17 protein-coding genes are annotated in these 18,637 nt (G+C 70.9%); 9 read left to right on the top strand and 8 right to left on the bottom strand.

Annotation, left to right across the window (positions count from 1 at the left end; translation table 11 throughout):
* Positions 1 to 291 precede the first annotated feature (291 nt).
* A complete protein-coding gene (locus tag ABGA98_RS31245; RefSeq protein ID WP_347621978.1) occupies positions 292 to 1,332 on the top strand; it encodes an AI-2E family transporter in 1,041 nt (346 codons plus the stop codon).
* Here ABGA98_RS31245 and ABGA98_RS31240 read toward each other — a convergent pair.
* Together ABGA98_RS31240 and ABGA98_RS31235 are read right to left on the bottom strand one after the other, a co-directional pair.
* The gene (locus ABGA98_RS31240) at positions 1,309 to 2,016 is read right to left on the bottom strand and encodes a DUF6597 domain-containing transcriptional factor (protein ID WP_347621977.1); all 708 of its coding nucleotides are present in this window, start codon (positions 2,014 to 2,016) and stop codon (positions 1,309 to 1,311) included. The genes ABGA98_RS31245 and ABGA98_RS31240 overlap by 24 nt on opposite strands.
* Before the next feature lie 36 nt (positions 2,017 to 2,052).
* A complete protein-coding gene (locus ABGA98_RS31235; protein ID WP_347621976.1) occupies positions 2,053 to 2,604 on the bottom strand; it encodes a hypothetical protein in 552 nt (183 codons plus the stop codon).
* Between the two features lie 293 nt (positions 2,605 to 2,897).
* Between ABGA98_RS31235 and erm the strand changes: the two genes are divergently transcribed.
* Positions 2,898 to 3,722, top strand: coding sequence for an ErmE/ErmH/ErmO/ErmR family 23S rRNA (adenine(2058)-N(6))-methyltransferase (erm, locus tag ABGA98_RS31230; protein ID WP_347621975.1), 825 nt, complete (start codon positions 2,898 to 2,900; stop codon positions 3,720 to 3,722).
* Here the strand turns inward: erm and ABGA98_RS31225 are convergent.
* The gene (locus ABGA98_RS31225) at positions 3,711 to 5,105 is read right to left on the bottom strand and encodes a hypothetical protein (protein ID WP_347621974.1); all 1,395 of its coding nucleotides are present in this window, start codon (positions 5,103 to 5,105) and stop codon (positions 3,711 to 3,713) included. The genes erm and ABGA98_RS31225 overlap by 12 nt on opposite strands.
* Positions 5,106 to 5,222: 117 nt before the next feature.
* Between ABGA98_RS31225 and ABGA98_RS31220 the strand changes: the two genes are divergently transcribed.
* The gene (locus tag ABGA98_RS31220) at positions 5,223 to 6,803 is read left to right on the top strand and encodes a molybdopterin-dependent oxidoreductase (protein WP_347621973.1); all 1,581 of its coding nucleotides are present in this window, start codon (positions 5,223 to 5,225) and stop codon (positions 6,801 to 6,803) included.
* A 187-nt stretch (positions 6,804 to 6,990) separates the two neighbouring features.
* Here ABGA98_RS31220 and ABGA98_RS31215 read toward each other — a convergent pair whose 3' ends face one another.
* The 3 genes from ABGA98_RS31215 to ABGA98_RS31205 form a co-directional block, all read right to left on the bottom strand.
* Positions 6,991 to 7,731 (bottom strand): DUF4253 domain-containing protein, encoded by a 741-nt coding sequence (locus ABGA98_RS31215; protein WP_347621972.1) that lies wholly within the window; start codon positions 7,729 to 7,731, stop codon positions 6,991 to 6,993.
* 205 nt (positions 7,732 to 7,936) lie between these two features.
* Positions 7,937 to 9,352: a carbohydrate-binding protein gene (locus ABGA98_RS31210; RefSeq protein WP_347621971.1), complete on the bottom strand. Its 1,416-nt coding sequence runs from the start codon at positions 9,350 to 9,352 to the stop codon at positions 7,937 to 7,939.
* Positions 9,349 to 10,914 (bottom strand): cellulose binding domain-containing protein, encoded by a 1,566-nt coding sequence (locus tag ABGA98_RS31205; RefSeq protein ID WP_347621970.1) that lies wholly within the window; start codon positions 10,912 to 10,914, stop codon positions 9,349 to 9,351. The genes ABGA98_RS31210 and ABGA98_RS31205 overlap by 4 nt, the downstream gene beginning before the upstream one ends.
* 281 nt (positions 10,915 to 11,195) lie before the next feature.
* On the opposite strand from ABGA98_RS31205, the gene leuE reads away from it, so the two are divergent.
* Positions 11,196 to 11,855 carry a leucine efflux protein LeuE gene (gene leuE, locus ABGA98_RS31200; RefSeq protein ID WP_347621969.1) on the top strand — a complete coding sequence of 220 codons (660 nt, stop codon included), beginning with the start codon at positions 11,196 to 11,198 and terminating at the stop codon, positions 11,853 to 11,855.
* Between the two features lie 214 nt (positions 11,856 to 12,069).
* Positions 12,070 to 12,711, top strand: a complete 642-nt coding sequence (locus tag ABGA98_RS31195) for a VC0807 family protein (RefSeq protein ID WP_347621968.1) — start codon at positions 12,070 to 12,072, stop codon at positions 12,709 to 12,711.
* Here the strand turns inward: ABGA98_RS31195 and ABGA98_RS31190 are convergent.
* Together ABGA98_RS31190 and ABGA98_RS31185 are read right to left on the bottom strand one after the other, a co-directional pair.
* Positions 12,619 to 13,593, bottom strand: a complete 975-nt coding sequence (locus ABGA98_RS31190) for a hypothetical protein (RefSeq protein WP_347621967.1) — start codon at positions 13,591 to 13,593, stop codon at positions 12,619 to 12,621. The two genes, ABGA98_RS31195 and ABGA98_RS31190, sit on opposite strands and share 93 nt — an antisense overlap.
* Positions 13,583 to 14,800 carry a histidine kinase gene (locus ABGA98_RS31185; protein WP_347621966.1) on the bottom strand — a complete coding sequence of 406 codons (1,218 nt, stop codon included), beginning with the start codon at positions 14,798 to 14,800 and terminating at the stop codon, positions 13,583 to 13,585. Before ABGA98_RS31185 ends, ABGA98_RS31190 begins: the two co-directional genes overlap by 11 nt.
* Before the next feature lie 389 nt (positions 14,801 to 15,189).
* On the opposite strand from ABGA98_RS31185, the gene ABGA98_RS31180 reads away from it, so the two are divergent.
* The 4 genes from ABGA98_RS31180 to ABGA98_RS31165 all read left to right on the top strand — a co-directional run bounded on the left by ABGA98_RS31180 (position 15,190) and on the right by ABGA98_RS31165 (position 18,611).
* A complete protein-coding gene (locus ABGA98_RS31180; protein ID WP_347621965.1) occupies positions 15,190 to 15,807 on the top strand; it encodes a DedA family protein in 618 nt (205 codons plus the stop codon).
* Positions 15,808 to 15,843: 36 nt separating this feature from the next.
* The gene (locus ABGA98_RS31175) at positions 15,844 to 16,656 is read left to right on the top strand and encodes a DMT family transporter (RefSeq protein WP_347621964.1); all 813 of its coding nucleotides are present in this window, start codon (positions 15,844 to 15,846) and stop codon (positions 16,654 to 16,656) included.
* Positions 16,657 to 16,719: 63 nt separating this feature from the next.
* Complete coding sequence (locus tag ABGA98_RS31170) at positions 16,720 to 17,925, top strand: glycosyltransferase (RefSeq protein ID WP_347621963.1); 1,206 nt, start codon at positions 16,720 to 16,722, stop codon at positions 17,923 to 17,925.
* A complete protein-coding gene (locus tag ABGA98_RS31165) occupies positions 17,922 to 18,611 on the top strand; it encodes a DUF998 domain-containing protein (RefSeq protein WP_347621962.1) in 690 nt (229 codons plus the stop codon). The genes ABGA98_RS31170 and ABGA98_RS31165 overlap by 4 nt, the downstream gene beginning before the upstream one ends.
* Positions 18,612 to 18,637 lie beyond the last annotated feature (26 nt).

The raw sequence follows: 18,637 nt of genomic DNA, 5'->3' as shown, positions 1-18,637 counted from the left end.
GCGTTCATTTCGTTGTGTCTTAACTCTTTCAGCCGTTCAAGTCCCTGTCAAATTGACCGGACCTGCACAACCTGCGGGAATTAAGCGCCGCCCCCTTTCGGAGACAACCCCTCTAACTTACCAGCCCTTCAGAGTGGACGCGAACATCCACGAGGGTGATCAGTGTCTGGAGGTGGCCCCCGAGTGAGACCGGCGACCAACGCCGCTCTCGTGGGACTGCTGAACTCTATGTACGCCTCCCGGAACCGTCAAATCGGCGGTGCTCCCGCCGGGTACGGGTAGGTAGGGGGCGTGCCAGATCAACCCGTCCCCAGGGCGCTCATCATCTTGGTGGGAATCGCCGCCGCGGTGGTCGCCCTGTTCGGAATCCGCGAGGTCGCCTCGATCGTGGGCCCCGTCGTGCTGGCGCTCGTGCTCGTCATCGCCGTCTCGCCGGTGCGCACGTGGCTGGCCGCCAGGGGGGCGCCCACGTGGTTGCAGGTCGCCGTGCCCTTCCTCATCGTCGTGTTGGCGCTGCTCGGCATGGTGGGCATCCTGACGATCTCGATCACCCAGCTCGTCTCGCTGCTGCCGGCGTACGCCGCACAGTTCGACCGGCTCCTCGCCGACACGCTGGCCTGGGCCGCCGCGCACGGCGTCAGCAACGACGTGCTCGACAGAATGCTGCAGGCGTTCGACGCGGGGTCGATTCTCGGCTTGGCGCAGAGCCTGCTCGGCAGCCTGATCGGCGTTCTTTCCGCGCTCTTCCTCATCATCGTGCTGCTGCTGGCGATGTGTCTCGACGCGCCGGTGACGTCGAGGGTCCTGACGACCGGTGAAGGGTATCGGCCGCAGCTGGTGACGGCGCTGGCCACGTTCGCGCACAAGACGCGGCGCTATCTGATCGTCTCGACCGTCTTCGGGCTGATCTGCGCGACCCTCGACGTGCTCGCCCTGTCGGTGCTGGACGTGCCGCTGCCGCTGCTCTGGGGTGTGCTGGCGCTCATCGCCAACTACATCCCGAACATCGGCTTCGTCATCGGGCTGGTGCCGCCGGCCATGCTCGCCCTGCTGGACGGCGGCGTGCAGACGATGGTGCTGGTCATCGTCGCCTACAGCGTCATCAACGTGGTGGTGCAGTCGTTCATCCTGCCCAAGTTCCTCGGGGACGCGGTGGGGCTCTCGACCACGATGACGTTCCTGTCGCTGATCGTGTGGACGTTCGTGCTGGGGCCGCTGGGCGCGATCCTCGCCATCCCGCTGAGCCTGCTGACCCGGGCGTTGCTGATCGACAGCGATCCGCGCGCCAGGTGGGCGCAGAGCCTCGTGTCAGGCGGACCGTCCCGCAGGTGAGAGCAGGCGGCGCATGGACCCGCCGCTCAGCCGCCTGACGTCGTGGGACAGGTGGCTCTGGTCGGCATAACCGGCCGTGACGGCCGCCTGTGCCAGCGGGACGCCGGCGCGGGCCAGGCCGAGTGCGCGCTGGAAACGCACGATGCGCTGGAGGGTCTTCGGCGCGTAGCCGAACGAGGCCAGGCTGCGGCGGTGGAGCTGGCGCTCGCTGAAGCCGAGCTGCCAGGCCACCTCCGCGACCGTGCGGCCCTCGCGGAACGCCCTCGTGATGGCGGAACCGGCGGGGTCGGCGCCCGTGGTGGCGGCCAGCCGCCGCCTCACCTCGGCGCGCATGGCGGCCGACCGCGCGCCGGCCCGCGGGGCGGCCTCCTCGATGCGCTCGGCCGGGAAGGGCAGCTCGGACAGGGGGACGCGCCGGTCACGCAGCTCGGGGAGCGGCACGCCGAAGAAGTCGCCCACCGCGCCGGGACGGAACCGCACGCCCGTGAACGTGTCGCCCACCGCCATGGACGTCGGCATGGGCCCGGTGTCGGGGCCCGCCACGAACAGCCCGCGGGGGCCCCAGATGAGGTCGACGCAGGCGTCGGGCACGACGATCTGGGTCTGCTCCGTCTCGCTGACCAGGTGCCACACGCAGGCGACACGGCCGGCGAGGTCGGGGTCGGGAGGCCGTTCCGCGTACATGCCCCCAACGTACGCCGCCCCACCGACAGGACGGTCTCACGCCTTCAGCCGTCCGTACGCGCGCAGCGTCTTCAGCTGGTGGACGGTGAGGTAGCCGCCCCATTCGTGCGCCACCAGCGGCGTCCACATCAGCCAGTTGCCGTTCCAGCCGCCTTCCTCGGACTGGGCGGCGGCGAGCGCGTCGAGGTGGGTGTCGAGGACGTCCTGTGTGAACAGCGGCAGCCGCAGCGGCTCCGGCGCGAAGTCCAGCGGGAAGTGCGCCTCCCCCGTGGCTTGGGGGTCGAGGGTGACCGTCGCGAGGATGACCTCCTTGATCCGGGCGAACTCGGCCTCCGCCCTGTCCCGGTCGGGCACGAGGTTGAGGAAGGTCACGACGGCGCGGGCTTCGTACGGATTCGTCTCGCCGATCCCGGCGATCCGCGACCAGCAGAACGCGGTCGCGGCGGCCAGCCACGGGTGGGTGCTGCCGTGCTTGTGGAGCAGCGCGGCGATCGACGCGGTGGGCACGAGACTGCCCGGAGGGTCGTCGGCCGTCTCCCACCACGGGGCTCTCGGCGTGTTCCTGACCGACGGCAGCACGAACGGCACGCCGCCGTCCTCGGCGCTGACCTGGGAGAGGTAGTCGAAGGCGTCGAGCTCGTGGCCCGCGCGGGAGCGACGGCGTCGCCGGCGCGAGCGATTAAATGTTTTGCCCGGTCGCCGGCGGGCGGCTTAGGGTCGGCCTCATGTCATGCATGTTCACCTGCCAGGTTTTCATCCGCATCCGCCGCGGCCGGGCTCTGGCCCGCTAGCGGACGCGATCACCTGAGGCTGGGCGTCCGCGCGCGTGCCCAGGGCCCTTCGAGCAACCCGTTGTCTCGAGGACCCGGAAGGGCAGTGCTGTGGCGCAGAATTACGCGCACGGAAACTATTCACACACTCAGAAGAAGGCCAGGAACAGCGGTGGCGGCCGCACGCCCGTGGATCGGGCGCGGCGCACGCTCTCGCAGAACTTCCTGGTCGACCGGCATGCCGTCGACCTGATGGTCAAGGCCGCCGCCCCGGAGGGGCTGGTGCTGGAGCCCGGCCCCGGCGAGGGCGCGCTCACCCTGGCGCTGGCCGAGGCGGGCGCCCAGGTGGTCGGCTACGAGGTCGACCCCCGGCTGGCCGGGCGGCTGGCCTCGCGCACCCGCAGCGACCCGAGGATCGACATCGTCAGGCGCGACTTCACCACCGTGAGGGCGCCGCGGGAGCCGTTCGCGGTCGTGGGGAACATCCCCTACTCGATCACGTCGAAGATCGTCGACTGGTGCCTGCGGGCACCGGCCCTGACCTCGGCGACGCTGCTCACGCAGCGGGAGTACGCCCGCAAGCGCGCGGGCGGCTACGGCCGCTGGAGCCTGGTCACGGTGGAGTCGTGGCCGTGGTTCAGCTGGAAGCTCGGCGACACGATCGGCAGGGAGAGCTTCCGGCCCGTCCCGTCGGTCGACTCGGCGATCCTGCGCATCCAGCGCAGGCCCGAGCCGCTCGTGAGCGGCGGCCGCTCCTACCAGGAGCTGGTCGAGGTGGGGTTCGGCGGCGTGGGCGGGTCGGTGCGCGCGTCGCTGAAGGCGAGGTATGACGGGGTGGACACCGCGCTGGCGGCGGCCGGCGTGCCCCGCGACGCCGTCGTGGGACACGTGCACCCCGACCAGTGGATCACGTTGTGGGGGCGCCTATGCCGGTGACGTGATTTTCGAGTCGTCAGAACACCCCTGAGACGGGGCCGGTCCCGGGGCTGTCGCCACGCGGCGGCGGCCCCAGGGCATGGCCAGGGCCAGGATCGGCAGCAACAGGATCGAGGCCCGCGACCAGTCGGCGTGCTGCAGCCACCACCCGTTGAAGTCGAACTGCGTCATGTAGAGGTAGCCGTAGCCGGCCCAGAGCGAGGCGCCGATGATGGCCGGCCAGGCGAACCTCGTGGGCCTGGCGACCAGGAACGGCATGAACCACATGAGGTATTGGGCGCCGAGCCGGGGCGTCATGACCATGAAGACCAGCAGCACGGCGATCGTCATGTCGACCGGGTCGGCCCGCCGCCAGTAGAGCACGGCGGCGACGACGCTCACGTAGATCAGCTTCGTGCCGAACGAGGCCAGGTCGGGCCGGAGCGCCCACTGCCCCTCGGTCAGCCACGGAGTCCAGCCCCACTCGCCGACGATGGGCCGGATGTCCTGGATGGTGTGGATGACCGCCGGGATCTGGTCGAGCGACGTGCCCGCGAAGACCGGCAGCGTCACAAGGAAGAAGACGGGCACCAGCCCGGTCGCGAACAGGGCGGCGACGCGGGCGCGCAGATGGGGCAGGAGCAGCAGCATGCCGGGGATCAGCCAGATGGGCCAGCTCTTGGCGCACAGCGCCAGGCCCATCAGCAGCCCCGCCAGCGCCCCCCGCCTGAGGTCGGCGTGGTCGTCCTCGCCCGGCAGCAGCGAGCGGTGCAGCATGCCGCCGCGGCCGATCACCCGCGGGACGGAGGCCCGGACGCCGTGCGCGGCCAGGCCCGCGCGCACCCGCGCGACCACGTCGGTGGTCATCCCGGGGCGCTCGGGCGCGCCCGGCCCTCTGGCCACCACGAACGCGGCGACGCCGAACACCAGCGCGACCGGCTCGACCTGGCCATGGATGCAGGCGACCATCAGGGCGAGCGGGTTGAGCGCGTACTGGAAGGCCCGCAGCGACGCCTTGGGGCCGCCGGCCAGCTTGGCCACCAGCGGGATGAGCACGATGTCGGCGACCACGGTGACCAGGCGCCCGGCGTATTCCCACGGGATGCCGAGCCACAGCAGGATGCCGTACGCGTAGGGGATCGTCGGCAGGAAGTGCCAGCCGCCCTCGCTGGCCAGCACCGGGTCCTCGCCCCGCAGCACGGCCTCGCCCGCGGGCTTGAAGCTCTCCACGAAGTCGACGGGCTGCCACGAATCGATCGCCGACGTGTACATGATCAGCACGCGTACGGCGATGCCCACGGCAACGGCGACGAGGAGCGGCGGCCGCCAGTCGCGCCACTGGGCGACGAGGGCGAGCACGACACCGGTGACGAGGACGATGCCCGTGAGAACTGCGTAATCCATGGCGGGATATAGCCTGCCGCACCCGGCGCGCAGCCGCCACCAGGGGTTCCGATTCTTATCCCCGACATGCCGACACGTATAGCGATACGGCATCACTCTTTGTGTTGAACTTTTCGCATGGGGGGATCGCAGGTCAACCAGGCACTGGTCAGGCTCTATTTCGAGGTGAGGAACGGGCTGCGCGACCCGGTCGCGGCGTGGGCGAAACTCACAGCCAATTCGCAGGAGTACCAGCGGGCCAGGGGTGAGCGGCGGGTGCCGATCGACGACGCGACGGCCGCCGAGCTGGTGGCGGCGGCGATCGTGCACACCGCCGACGAGCACGGGCCCGAGCGGGTGGCGGCGCTGGCCAGCTCCCCGCTGGCGCGTCTCGTCGGCCAGCTCGGCGGTGCGGTGCTGACCGAGCACCCGTGCGCCCCCGAGCAGGTGCTGGGGCCGCGCTTCGCCGGTCCGTCACGCGCCGAGGACTGGGCGCGGGCGGCATACGTGCTGCTGTGGGGTGAGAACAACCGGCTCGTACGCTCGGCGGACACGCCCTGGGTGATCGCCGGCCGCTACAAGGGCCAGAAGGTGGTCGCGATCGGCACGCATCCGACGCGGTTGTCCGACGAGACGCTGGTCGTGCGGCCCGGCACGGACGGCGCGCTGGCCATGGCCATGGGGCACGTGCTGCTCAAGGAGTTCTTCCTGGACCGCACGCCGTTCGCCGGGCAGGCGATGGAGCACACCGATCTGCCGCTCCTGGTGCGGCTGCGGGACCGCGAAAAGGCGTACGTGCCGGGCGGGCTGACGGGCGGCGCCTGCGACCGGCTCAGCGTGTACGGCGGCGAGGCGGTGGAGGTGCTGCTGCCGCGCTTCGACGACGGCCCGGGGGTGCTGCGGCGCGGCGTGCCCGTGCTGCGCGACGGCGGCGAGCTGGTGACGACCGTGTTCGACCTGCTGCTGGCCGTCTACGGGGTGGTAAGGCCCCGGTTGCCGGGCGTGTGGCCGCGCGGCTACGACGACCGGGCGGAGCCGTACACGCCGGCCTGGCAGGAGGCCTGCACCGGGGTGGCCGCGTCGCGGACGGTGAAGATCGCGCGGGAGCTGGGCGTGACGGCGGAGAAGACGGGCGGCGAGTGCGTGATCGTGCCCGGTCGGCTGGAGACGCCGCACGCCGACACCGCCTACCGGGCGATGCTGGCGCTGCTGGTGCTCACCGGGTGCGGCGGCGGATGGGCGCAGGCGGGCGGGGCCGGGGTTCCGCTGGTGCCGTACCTGTGCCTGCACGCCTGCGGCGAGGACCGCTCCGACGTGGGCGCGCTGAGCTGGGCGCTGGCCGACGGGTTGTTCGCGCACAGGACGTCGCGCTCGGTGCTGCTGGAGGCGGTGCGCGACGGCTGGCCGATGGCCCCGCCGCCGCGCGTGCTCGCCCTGCCGCGCCCGATCTATCCGCTGCCTCCCGACGCCGACCTGCTCATCGGGCCTGACGACCACTGCGACCTGTCCGCGCCGGACACGGAACTCGTGGTGGCGGCCGTGACGAGGATGATCGGCCGGGTCGACCCCGCGAGGCCCGGCCGGGTGCCGCCTGCCGGGCGGATGCGCCTGCTGGTGGACCACGCCTGGATGCATGAGTACGGCGAGGCCCTGCCCACCTACCGGCCGCCCGGGCTCGGCGTCCCGCTCAAGCCCACCCAGCTCGTCCGCGTCAGGTGAGCCCGTCCAGGTACGCCCGGTGGCTCCGGGAGAACTCGAACCCGTTGCGCCGGTCCCCGTTGATCGACCAGGTCATCAGGCCGCGAAGACCCGGCCCTCTGGGCGCATTCGACGGATCGTCGCAACACAGTGATCACCCGGCAGGGGTCAGCATGGCTCGGACCGACTGGGTTCAACGTCCCCCTGGTCAGTCCCACCAGAAGGACCAATGGCCGGAGCCGATCAGTTCTTCAGCGTAGTCCTCGAAGTCTCCGCAGCCCTGCCAGATGGTGTCCGGGGAGAACGCCTCATGCTCGGCTGCCACCTGGTGTGCGTGCTCGCGTGTGGTCGGTGGTGCGGCCACGGACAGCTCAAGCGTGTCGTAACCGACGGTCACCACACGAGCCCCGAACCGCTCCTCCCACGAACGGACCACGACCGAGATGTCCTCCGTTTCGTCGGTGTGGTTGCACGGCCCGGTCCATCCGCACAGCGTCAGTGTGTCCGCGCCGCGCGTGGCTGGGACCAGGCCGAGCAACGGTGGGCAGGCCGAGCCGAGGGACTCGGCGAGCAGCATGGCAGCCGTGTCCGGATCCCGGTCCGACACGCCCGGCGGCGCCAGTCCGGGCCAAGGGCCGCGCGCATCGGAGGTCCAGAACCCGATCAGTACGTTCTCGGCGGTCAGCGCGTCGATCGCCCCGATCGGCGCGGCCGCGAGTTCGCCGTCGTGCCACGGTCGTCCGGGGTTACCCTCGAGCGAGTTCAGCAGCAGCGGGTAAAGGCCGGTCTTGTCGCGAAGTTCGAAGAGCCGCCGCCAGTGTCGTCCCGCGTCAGGAAGCCGTTGGTCCGAGACCCACATGACAGGGCTGTCGGAGCCGTGTTCGGGTGTCACCAGACGGCCCGGTGGCAGTCCGTCGGGTAACGCGTTGAGTGGCGATTCGTGATGCATACCGCAGAAGTTAGCGACATGCTCCGACTCTCCCGCACCCGGTCGGCGATGTGGACCCGCTCGGTCTCGTCGAGGTAGCGGCACGCACGTCTGGGGGCGCCGCCGATGTGATCGGTAGCGCCCCCACGTTCTTACCGTCGGATCGCATCCGTTACGCCATCGTCGTCCGGTTCGGAGTCGATGGCGACGACGGATTCGCGCGGGGTTAGAAGCCGGCGGTGGTCCTGGTGAACTCCCAGTCGGACTGGGCGATGCCGCTGCAGTTGGAGGTCACGCCGCCGCCCGGGCAGGGCCGGTCACGGTTGACCGCCCAGTACGCGAGCCTGGTCAGGCCCTTGGACCTGGCCCAGTCGCGGATCTGCGTCCAGGTGCCGGGCGAGGTCAGCTCCTGCTGGTCGGACAGGCCGTTCATGCCGGAGATGCCCATGTGGGCGTACGCCTGGGCGTCGGACCAGCCGTACGCGTTCTTGAGCGCGTTCTTCAGGCCTTCGGACGCGTTGACGGTGTCCTGGTAGATGTTGGGGCTGCCGAAGTCGAAGGGCATGATCGTGAAGTTGTCGATCGGCACGCCGAGGGCCCTGGCCTGGTTGATGAGGCGGACGCCGTGGGCGTTCGGGCCGGTCCTGGTGGTGCCGAAGGTGACGACGATCTTGACGTTCGGGTTGTTCTGCCTGACGATCTTGAGGGCGTTCAGGATGCGGTCCTGGACGGTGTAGTTCTCGAACTCGTCGGTGTTCTCGATGTCGAAGTCGACGACGGCCGGGCCGACGGCGTTGATGACCTGCTGCACCGCGCCCGCGAACGCCTGCGGCGAGGAGCAGTTGGGGCCGAGCTTGTTGCCCTGCCAGCCGCCGAAGGAGATCTGGACGCTGCCGCCCTTCGATTTGATCGTGTTGATCGCCTGCTGGTCGGCGCCGCCGGTCAGCGGGCGCTGCCCGTCCCACGCCGGGGTGCAGCCGCCGCTGGACAGGATGAACGCCATCGTGAACGACTTGACTCCGGTGGCGTCCATGACGGCGCCCGGGTTGGGCGGGTTGCCCCAGCCCATGTAGAGGTAGGGGGCGCCGGGCATCTTGCTGGGGTTGTTACCGGTGCAGCCCGACGTGGTGGCGGTGGCGTCGCGGCCGGCCGACTCGCCCGCCGCGTTGTACGCCTTCACGGTGTAGGTGTGGGTCGTGCACGCGCCGAGCCCGGAGATGGTGGCGCTGGTGCCGGTGACCTGGGCGCGCCGGGTCGAGCCCTCGTACACGCGGTAGCCCGTCACGGTGCCGCCGGCGGCGCCCCAGCGCAGCGTGATGCTGGAGTTGGTGACCGACGTGCTCACCGTGCCCGGCGCGCCGGGGGTGCCGGGGTCGGGGTCGCCGCCCGAGGTGGGCTTCCAGAGCGCGGGCACGGCGGGAGGCTCCCAGCCGGTCTGTGAGGTGTGACCCTGCAGGCAGACGTAGTCGACGCCGTTGTAGGTGACGACCGCGCCGGTGGCGTACGCGGTCCCCGGGGCCCAGGCGGCGGCCATGTGCCGCACCGTGCCGGTGGCGTGGGCGGCGGGCCCGCTGGTGGCCAGGCCGGTCAGGGCGAGGGCGACTCCGGTCGCTAACGCAAGAATTTTGCGACGAAATTTCATGACATTCCCTGAAGGTGAGGCTTGACGGTCTTGGAGAAGGACCAGTTGTTGCTCGCGTCCCAGTTGATGGACCACGTCATCGCGCCCCTGATGTCCGGGTAGACGCGCGGCGGCACGAAGGTCCCGCAGCCGGTCCGCTCGGCCAGGCAGTCGAGCGCCCTGGTGACGACCGAGGGCGACACGACGCCGCCGTTCGCGGCGCCCGGCCCGGCCGGCAGGCCCAGCGCCACCTGGTCGGGACGGAGCCCGTTCTCGAGCTGGATGCAGGCCAGCGCGGTGACGAAGTCGACCGTGCCCTGCGAGTACGCGAAGGCCTGGTCGCAGCCGAGCATCGAGCCGGAGTTGTAGAACTGCGTGTGGACGACGGTGAGGATGTCCTTGATGGACAGGGCGAGCTTGAAGTACTCCATCCCGGTCGACTGCATGTCGATGGTCTGCGGGGCCATGGTGATGATCAGCCCGGATCCGGCCTGGGCGCGCAGCGACCTCAGCGCCTGACCCATGTAGGTGGCGTTAAGACCGTTCTCCAGGTCGATGTCCACGCCGTCGAAGCCGTAGTCGCGCATCAGCGCGTACACCGAGTCGGCGAACCGCGTGGCGGCCGCGGCGCTCGCGACCTGCACGCGCCCGGCCTCGCCGCCGACCGACAGGATGACCTTCTTCCCGCGCTGCTTCAGCGCCTGGACGTCGGCCCTGAACTGGGCGTCGGTGTAGCCGCCCAGCGCCGTGGCCAGTCCGGGGTCGACCCCGAACACGACCTCGCCCGGGGTGGCGGTGGCCTCGCCGAACGCCACCGCGATCAGGTCGTACTCGTCGGGCACGGCCGACAGCTTGAGCTCGACGGCGGGATTGACGAAGTTGTGCCAGTAGCCGGTGAGGACGTGCCTGGGCAGCGTGCCGCTCTGGCAGCCGGCCGTGGTGAAGCCGAAGGGATCACCGGCGGGGCCGTCGCCCGAGGCGGCCGTCGCGGTGATCGTGACCGTGTGCGAGGAGCAGGGGTCCAGGCCGGTGAAGGTGTGCGTGGTGCCGGTGACGGTGACGGCCGCCGCGCCGTCGAGCCGGACCTTGTAGCCGGTGGCGCCGGGGACGGCGCTCCAGCTCAGCGCGGCGCTGGTCGCGGTGGCGGAGGTCAGCGTGATGCCGCCGACCTTGCCGAGCCCGCCCGGGTCCTCACCGGAGCCGCCGCAGGGAGCGCCGTTCAGCGTGCAGCCGGAGACGCCGGGGAAGTCGCCTGGGCTGCCGTTGAAGCCGAAGCTCACGCTCGCTCCGGCGGCCAGCGCCGGCGCCCAGGACGGGTTGGTGAACGTGTAGTGCTGCCCGCTCCTCGACATGACCGCGTCCCACGCGGACGGGATGGAGAAGCCTGCCGGGACGTCGAACTCGACGTTCCAGCCGTTCATGGTGGTGGAGGTGCCGTTGGTGACGGTGACCTTGCCCTCGAAACCCGAGCCCCAGTCGGAGACCTTGACGAAGGTCGCGGTGGATGAGGCGGCGTGGGCGGGCGGGGCGGTCAGGCTGAGTGCGAGGGTCGCGAGCGCCAGGAGGATCGGCCGAAGTCTCACGGTTCTTCCTTGGGGGGTGTGCGTGCCGTACGCCTTGCGCCGGGGGGTGAGAGCGCAGGGCGTACGGCACGGCCCGTGGGGGAGGTGGCACGGGCGTTGGAGGTGTCAGCGCGGACCGGTGGTGTCCATCTTTTAGGAAACTTTCCTAAGCATTCGCGGCGATCGTAACCTTGACTCCGGAGCCTTACAAGACCCAAACAACGTCCCCGCCACCTGCGGGTGGGACAAACCAGGCGATATCGTGATGTGTCACTAGCAAGCGTTCACGGAGGGCGGTCCGCATGTTCTTCGGCATCACCGACTTCTGGGCCTACGTCATCGGCGCCTTCCTGATCATTCTGCTGCCGGGCCCGAACTCGCTGTACGTGCTCAGCCTCGCCGCCCGCCACGGTGTCCGGCAGGGTTACCGGGCCGCCGCGGGCGTGTTCGTCGGCGACACCGTGCTGATGGTCCTGGCGGCCGCCGGCGCCGCGTCCCTGCTCCGCTCCACCCCGCTGCTCTTCACCGTCGTCAAGTACGCGGGCGCCGGCTACCTGGCCTGGATCGGCTTCCAGATGATCCGCGGCGCGGTGCGGGCCTGGCGGGCCGGGCATGACGGGGACGCCGCCACGCGACCCCAGGAGGAGCGGGAACGCCGCCTTCGCCCGTTCCGCAAGGCTCTGGGCATCAGCCTGCTCAACCCGAAGGCGATCCTGTTCTTCGTCTCGTTCTTCATCCAGTTCGTGGACCCCGCCTATCCGGCCCCCGCGCTGTCGTTCGCCATCCTGGGCGCGATCATCCAGGTGTTCAGCGTGCTCTACCTGACGGCCCTGATCTTCGGCGGCACGTTCCTGGCCGGCCAGTTCCGCCGGCACAGGAAGCTGGGCGCGGGGCTGACCTCGGGGGTCGGCGTCGTCTTCGTCGGGTTCGGCGCGAAGCTCGCCACCGCGTCACTCGGATGAGAGCCGGGTTCACTACCCAGCCGATTCCGTATGGAACAGGGGGAACGTGTCGAAGGAGGCAGTCGCATCAGCCGGCCTCAGGTACGGTAGGCCACCGGCCCGCTTCCCGGGACGGCGCTGATGACGCTCTGGTCACCACGAGCGGTCCATCTGGAGAGCCTGGTCCTGCGAGGCCCGGGTAGTCGCTGATCGTCGGCCTATCTGCGGAGCAGCCTTGAATCACCCTCAGGTCACCCTTCCACGCCTCACGGCGCTCGCCCGGCAGGCGGCACCCCAGCTGCTCGAAAGCGTGGTGGCGCCGCTGGTGGTGTTCTACCTGGCCATGGTCGTCCTCGGGTTCCAGTGGGCGCTCGTCATGACCGTCGCCTGGGTCTATTTCGGGGTGGCGTGGCGGCTGGTCAGGCGGATCAGGGTGCCCGCGACCATGTATCTGGCGGCGTTCGCGATCACCATCCGCGCGATCGTGGCGTTCTGGACCGGCACCTGGGTGTGGTTCTTCATCCAGCCGGAGATGGGCACCATCTGCATCAGCATGGTCTTCCTCGCGTCCGTGCGGCTGAACAGGCCGCTCGTGCAGAAGCTCACGCTCGACTACATCCACCTGCCGTCGGCGGTGCTCAAGCACGAGCGGGTGCGCAGGTTCTTCGCCAGGATCACGCTGCTGTGGGCGTTCGTGCTGCTGATGAACTCGTCTCTGAGCATCTGCCTGGCCGTCTACGAATATGTCGCGGGCTCGCTCGGCTCGTACATGGTGCTGCGGACGTCAGCGGTGGCCGTGATAAGCGGCCTGGCGATCACCATCTCGATCGTCGCCTTCAAGCGGCTCCTCAAGCGGCTGCACGTCGCCCACGCGTGACCGCTCGGCCAGCACGTACGCCCCGCTCATCCCCATGACCAGCCCGGTCAGCATGCCGAACAGCTCCACGAGGCCGGCCGCTCCCGAGCCCTCGCCGGCGAGCGGCCCTCCGACGGAGCTGACGATCATCGTGTAGAGGCCCCAGCCGAACAACGAGCCGGAGCCGAGCCAGACCGGCACGAGCAGCCGCCAGAACGGGCCGTCACCGCGCCGCCGGACGACGGCCACGAACGCGACGGCCCCGGCGAGAGCGAGCAGCGCCTTGAACCCGTCCATGACGACCGCCACGGCGGGCGCGCCGAACGTCCACGACAGGCGCACCCCGGCGACCGCCGTGGTGACCAGCAGCGCTCCCCAGGCCACGACCCTCTGGAACGACTCGGCAGGGCCGGGGAAGGCGTGTCCGAGCCGGGCGGTGAAGATCGCGGGCCACCGGTCGTGGGCGTAGAGGACGAAGGTCGTCATCAGGCCGATGCCCTGCCCGACGAAACCGCAGTAGACCATCATGTAGACCCACGCCTCGATGGCGCCGCCGCTGAACACCGCGATCCCGTCGGTCGCCACCAGGACCGGCGCCGTGACGGTCACCACCGACAGCAGTCCCGTGCCCACCCACAGCGGCAGCAGCACGAGCCAGGCCGGCAGCCGCATGCCCCAGCGCGTGGTGAAGGCCACCGCCAGCAGCAGCCCGACGGCGTCCATGCCGAAGGTCATGGCGTTGAGCCCGACCATCGCCGAGTCGTTCATCAGCTCCGGCTCGGTGACCCCGACGGAGCTCCCGGTCAGCCAGAGGATCTTCAGCGTGAGGTACGGGAGCATCGCGGCGACCGTCACGATCGCCGCGGTGACGCGGCCTATCGCCGGTCTCTGTTCAGTGGTCATGCATCGAGCGTCGCGCGGCGGGCCGTTCGTCACCTCCCGAGCGGCGGGGATCCTCCTCCCCCGCGTGGGGGAGGGTCACGGCCAGCTCGTAGCCGCCGCCCTCCCCCATCGGGCCCGCGGTGAGGGCGCCGCCGGCCAGCCGTACGCGCTCGCGCAGGCCCGCCAGCCCGAGACCGCCGGGCTGCGCGGTGGGCCGGGAGCGCGGCGGCCCGTTGCGTACGGTGACGCGCTCCGGCGAGACCTCGACCTGCACGGCCGCCCCCGGCGCGTGCTTGGCGGCGTTGGTGATGCCCTCCTGGACCACCGCGCGTGCCAGGCCGGGCACCGGCCCGGGGATCAGGTCGAGGTCGACCGTCATGCCGGAGCCCCTGGCCCGGCGTACGAGTTCGGTCACGTCCTCGTCCGCGGGTGTCAGCGGCGGCGCGTCGGCCTCCTCGCGCAGCAGCCCGATGATCTGGCGCAGCCGCTCGGTGGCGTCCGCGGCGGCGACCCGCAACTCGCCCGCGGCCCTGACCTCGGCGGGGCCCAGCCCGGGAGCCAGCTCCAGCCCGGCCGCCCTGACCGCGATCAGCGCCAGGTCGTGGCCGAGCGAGTCGTGCATGTCGCGGGCGATCCTGGCCCGCTCGCGCAGCCTGGCCTGGGCCTCGACCGACAGCCTGGCCACCCGGCGCTGCTGGAGCAGCCTCCTCCTGAGCAGCCCGAGCAGGTAGGGCACGAGGTAGGTGCCGATGAGCGCGGTGGTCATGGAGACCCACAGGGCCAGGTCACCGCCCCTGGCCAGGACCACGCCCACGCCCACGACCGTGACCAGGCAGAACGCCGCCGGCGCGGGCCACGCCCTGGTCATGCGCCGCCCGGTGAGGTAGGCGTACCACACGATGAAGGGCGACGTGGGCAGCAGCGGGAGGATCTTCACGTCGCGCCGGGGCAGCAGCCAGCTCAGGTCCACGGTCGCGAATCCCTCGGTGAACTGCCACGGCCCGAGCGGCAGCAGCAGCACCAGGGCGGCCAGCGGCCAGCGCCGGCCGACCAGCACGGCCGCGGCGGCGAGCACCAACCTCGGCACGGTGATCATCGCGAACCCCGCGGGGTCCAGGAACGGGTCGGGCCCCATGGCGGACACGAAGACGCTGAGAACGGCCCACAGCAGCAGGTCGTAGACCAGCTTGCGGCGGGTCTCGCGGCGGAGCGGGCGCAGGTGCTTCACGGCGTCGACGTTATCCGCCGCGTGCCGGCCGGCGCCCTCGCCGGACGGCAGGTGACACCCCTGACGAAAGTCAGGGTGGGGCTCGGGTCACCGCCGGAGTAGAGCTAACCCCACCGTGAAAGCGCCTATCTGCACTGGTGTCCAGAAGGGCCGATCCGGGTTGGATCGATGGTGTCATCGGGAGGTCGCGCCGCGACCCTGACGAAAGTAGGGGGCGGTGTGTGCCGATCGTCCGATGTGCCGTGACCTGCGGAGTTTCTAGCTTCATGGGGTACAGGCCCTGACCCGTATCGGGGATGGGTCCGCGTTCGACCGGGGGCATCCCCGATGTTCCCCACGGTCCAGCGCCGACACGCTATGTGAGTGCCCTGACGATCGGAGCCCCTGTTATGTCGCACGCCATTCTCGACCTGGTCCAACAGGCCATGGCGTCACCATGGTTGTACGCCGTGCTCTTCGGCCTGGCGTTGCTCGACGGGTTCTTCCCCATCGTGCCCGCCGAGACGTCGGTGATCACCGCCGGGGTGTTCGCGGCGTCCGGCGAGACGAACCTGGCGCTGGTGATCATCGTCGCGGCTCTGGGCGCTTTCGCGGGCGACCACATCTCCTACCTGATCGGCAACACGTCAGGCGGGAGGCTGCGGAACAAGAAGGCGTTCGTCTGGGCGCGCGGCGCCCTGGAAGAGCGGGGCGGGCTCGTGCTCGTCGTGGCCAGGTACATCCCCGGCGGGCGCACCGCGACCACGCTGACCATGGGCGCGGTCCGGCACCCGCTGCGCTCGTTCACGTTCTTCGACGCGATCGCGGCGAGCTCGTGGGCGGTGTACTCCGGCCTGATCGGCTTCTTCGGCGGGATGGCGTTCGAGAACGACCCCATCAAGGGCCTGCTGCTCGGGCTGGGCATCGCGGTGTCCATCACCGCGGCCGTCGAGATCGTGCGGTGGATCAGGAAGCGCCGCGCCATCCAGCCTTCCCCTGAACGTCGTCCCACGGACACACCCGTTTGACCCTGCCCGGCGACCATCCGTCTGAAAGGAGTGCGCATGACTGTGCTGGCCGCGGTGACAGCCCTGGTCGGTTCGCTGTTCTTCGCGCTCGGAGCCGCCCTCCAGCAGTTCGAGGCGGTCGGCACCGCCAAGCCCGGGCTGCTCGCGCTGCTGCGCAGGCCGCGCTGGCTGATCGGCGGCGTCTCCATTCTCGCGGGTGGTGGCCTGCACATCGTCGCGCTCGGGCTGGGCCCTCTGACCATCGTCCAGCCGATGGGCGTGGCCAGCCTGCTGTTCGCCCTGCCGATCGCCGCCACGCTGCACGGCCGCAGGCCGTCGCGCAAGGAGCTGGCGGCGGCCGGCGTGGTGGCGGCCGGGCTGATGGGGCTGGTCCTGCTCGTTCCCGAGTCGCACGGCCCCACCTACCTGAGCCCGACCGGCGTGCTCACGCTCCTGGGCGTGGCCGGCGTCGCCGCGGTCCTGCTGTGGGCCGGTTCGCGGGCGGTCTCGCCCGCGGGCCGGGCGGCGCTGCTGGCGACCAGCTCGGGCGTCCTGTACGGCGCCACCGCCACGCTCGTGCGCGTGCTGGTGGACGGCGAGTGGAACTGGTGGTACCTGCTGGCGCTGCCGATCCCCGCCCTGCTGGCGCTGATGATGCTCCAGCGCGCCTACGCCGTCGGGCACTTCGGCGTCTCGTTCGCCTCGCTGCAGATCGCCGACCCGCTGACCGCGGTGGCCTTCGGCGCGCTGCTGCTCGGCGAGCCGCTGCCGACCGGAGTCCTGCCGGTCGCGGCCGCCGCGCTCACCGCCGCCGGCACCGTCGCCCTGGCACGGACCAGCCCGCTGGAGGCACACCGCGACCTTGCCTGATCGGTCCCGTACGTTTCACCGGCCCTCCCCTGGCCTCTCATCATTGGAGTCACTCTCATGGCCATGCCCCTGCACAGCGTCACCGAGCAGCCGGCCCTCGCCCCGGCCGCCGAACGCCCCCGCCGGATCCTGATCTCAAGCGACACCTACCCGCCCGACGTCAACGGCGCCGCCTACTTCACCCACCGCCTCGCCACCGGCCTGGCCGCGCGCGGCAACGAGGTGCACGTGGTCTGCCAGTCGGAGGTGGGCCCGGCCAGCGCCGACGTGGAGGACGGCGTGGTGGTCCACCGGCTGCGCTCCGCGCCGCTGCTGGTCCACCCCACGATGCGGGTCACCGTGCCGACCAGGCTCGACCGCCTGATCGCCTCGATCGCCCCCGACGTGCTGCACACGCAGGGCCACTTCGTGGTGGGCCGGGCCGCCATCGCCGCCGCCCGCCGCGCGGACGTGCCCGTGGTCGCCACCAACCACTTCATGCCCGACAACCTCTTCCAGTTCGGCCACATCCCCGAGCGGCTGCGGGCCAAGGCGGGCAAGCTGGCCTGGCGCGACTTCAGCCGGATCTTCAACCGCGCCGACCACATCACCACGCCCACCCCGCTGGCCGCCCAGCTCCTGTCCGAGCAGGGCTTCGACCGCGAGGTGGAGCCGGTCTCCTGCGGCATCGACCTGACCAGGTTCCGCCCGCACTCCGAGCCCAAGGCGTGGGCGCGCAAGATGTTCGACCTCCCCGACCGGCCCACCGTCATGTTCGTCGGCCGCCTGGACGAGGAGAAGCACATCGACGAGATCGTACGCGCGCTGCCGATCGTGCTGAACGACACCGACGCGCAGGCGGTGCTGGTCGGCCGGGGCAACCAGCGCATGGAGCTGGAGCGGCTGGCCAAGCGCATCGGCGTGGGCGATCGGGTGTTCTTCCTCGGCTTCGTGCCCGACGAGATCATGCCCCAGGCGTACGCGTCCGCCGACGTGTTCGCCATGCCGGGCGTCGCCGAGTTGCAGAGCATCGCCACGCTGGAGGCCATGGCCACCGGGCTGCCCGTGGTGGCGGCCGACGCGATGGCGCTGCCGCACCTGGTGCACGGCAACGGCTACCTGTACCAGCCGGGTGACGTGGCCACGCTGGCCAGGCACCTGACGGCCGTCCTCACCGACGACGGCCTGCGGGCCAGGCTCGGCAAGGCCAGCCGCGAGCTGGCGCTCACCCACGACGACCAGACGTCGCTGGCCCGGTTCGAGACGATCTATGACGAGGTGGCGCGATGACCCGAAAGCAGACCGTGTGGGGCACCGTCATCGGCACGGTGGTGTCCTTCTGCGCCCTCGCCTACGCGGAGATCACCTTGCCCGTGCAGCCGCTGATCAGCGACTACGCGCTGGTCTCCGGCGGGCTGGCGCCCGTGCTGATCGGGATGCTGGCACTCGCGGGAGCGTGCCTGAGTCTCGCGTACGGGCTGGCGTCCACGGAGCCGGCGCGCACCGCGGCCACCCGTGTCCTGCTGCTGGCCGGGGCGGCGGGGCTGATGATGAGCGCGATCTTCCCCACCGACCCCGGGTCGTCGCAGATCGGCACGCTGTCCGGGGAGATCCACCGCTGGGCGGCGGCCGTGGTCTTCACCTCGCTGCCGGTCGCCGGCTGGAGCCTGGCCAGGGGCCGCGCGGCGGCACCCGGCTGGAACGCGGTCAAGGCCCTGAGCATGACCTCCGCGCTGTCGCTGGCGTTCTACCTGGCGGCGCACCCGGCCTCCATCACCTCGCCGCTGATCGACGGCGCCGCCTACTACGGGCTGCTGGAGCGGGGGCTCGTGGTGGCCGAGATGCTGCTCATCGTGGTGATGGCGCTGGCCTTCGCCGGAAGGCGGAGCGCCGCCCGCACCGCTGGGCAGACCACTGGGCCCGCGAGCCCCGCCGAGGCCGGACCGCCGGAGCGCCAGGAGCGGCTGGCCGCCTGACGGCATGTTTCGAGCGCCGGCGAAAC

This window comes from Nonomuraea sp. B1E8 (assembly GCF_039871515.1).
GTDB lineage: Bacteria > Actinomycetota > Actinomycetes > Streptosporangiales > Streptosporangiaceae > Nonomuraea.
Note: the sequence above shows the minus strand (reverse complement) of the source record. Positions and strands in the feature narration are given on the sequence as shown.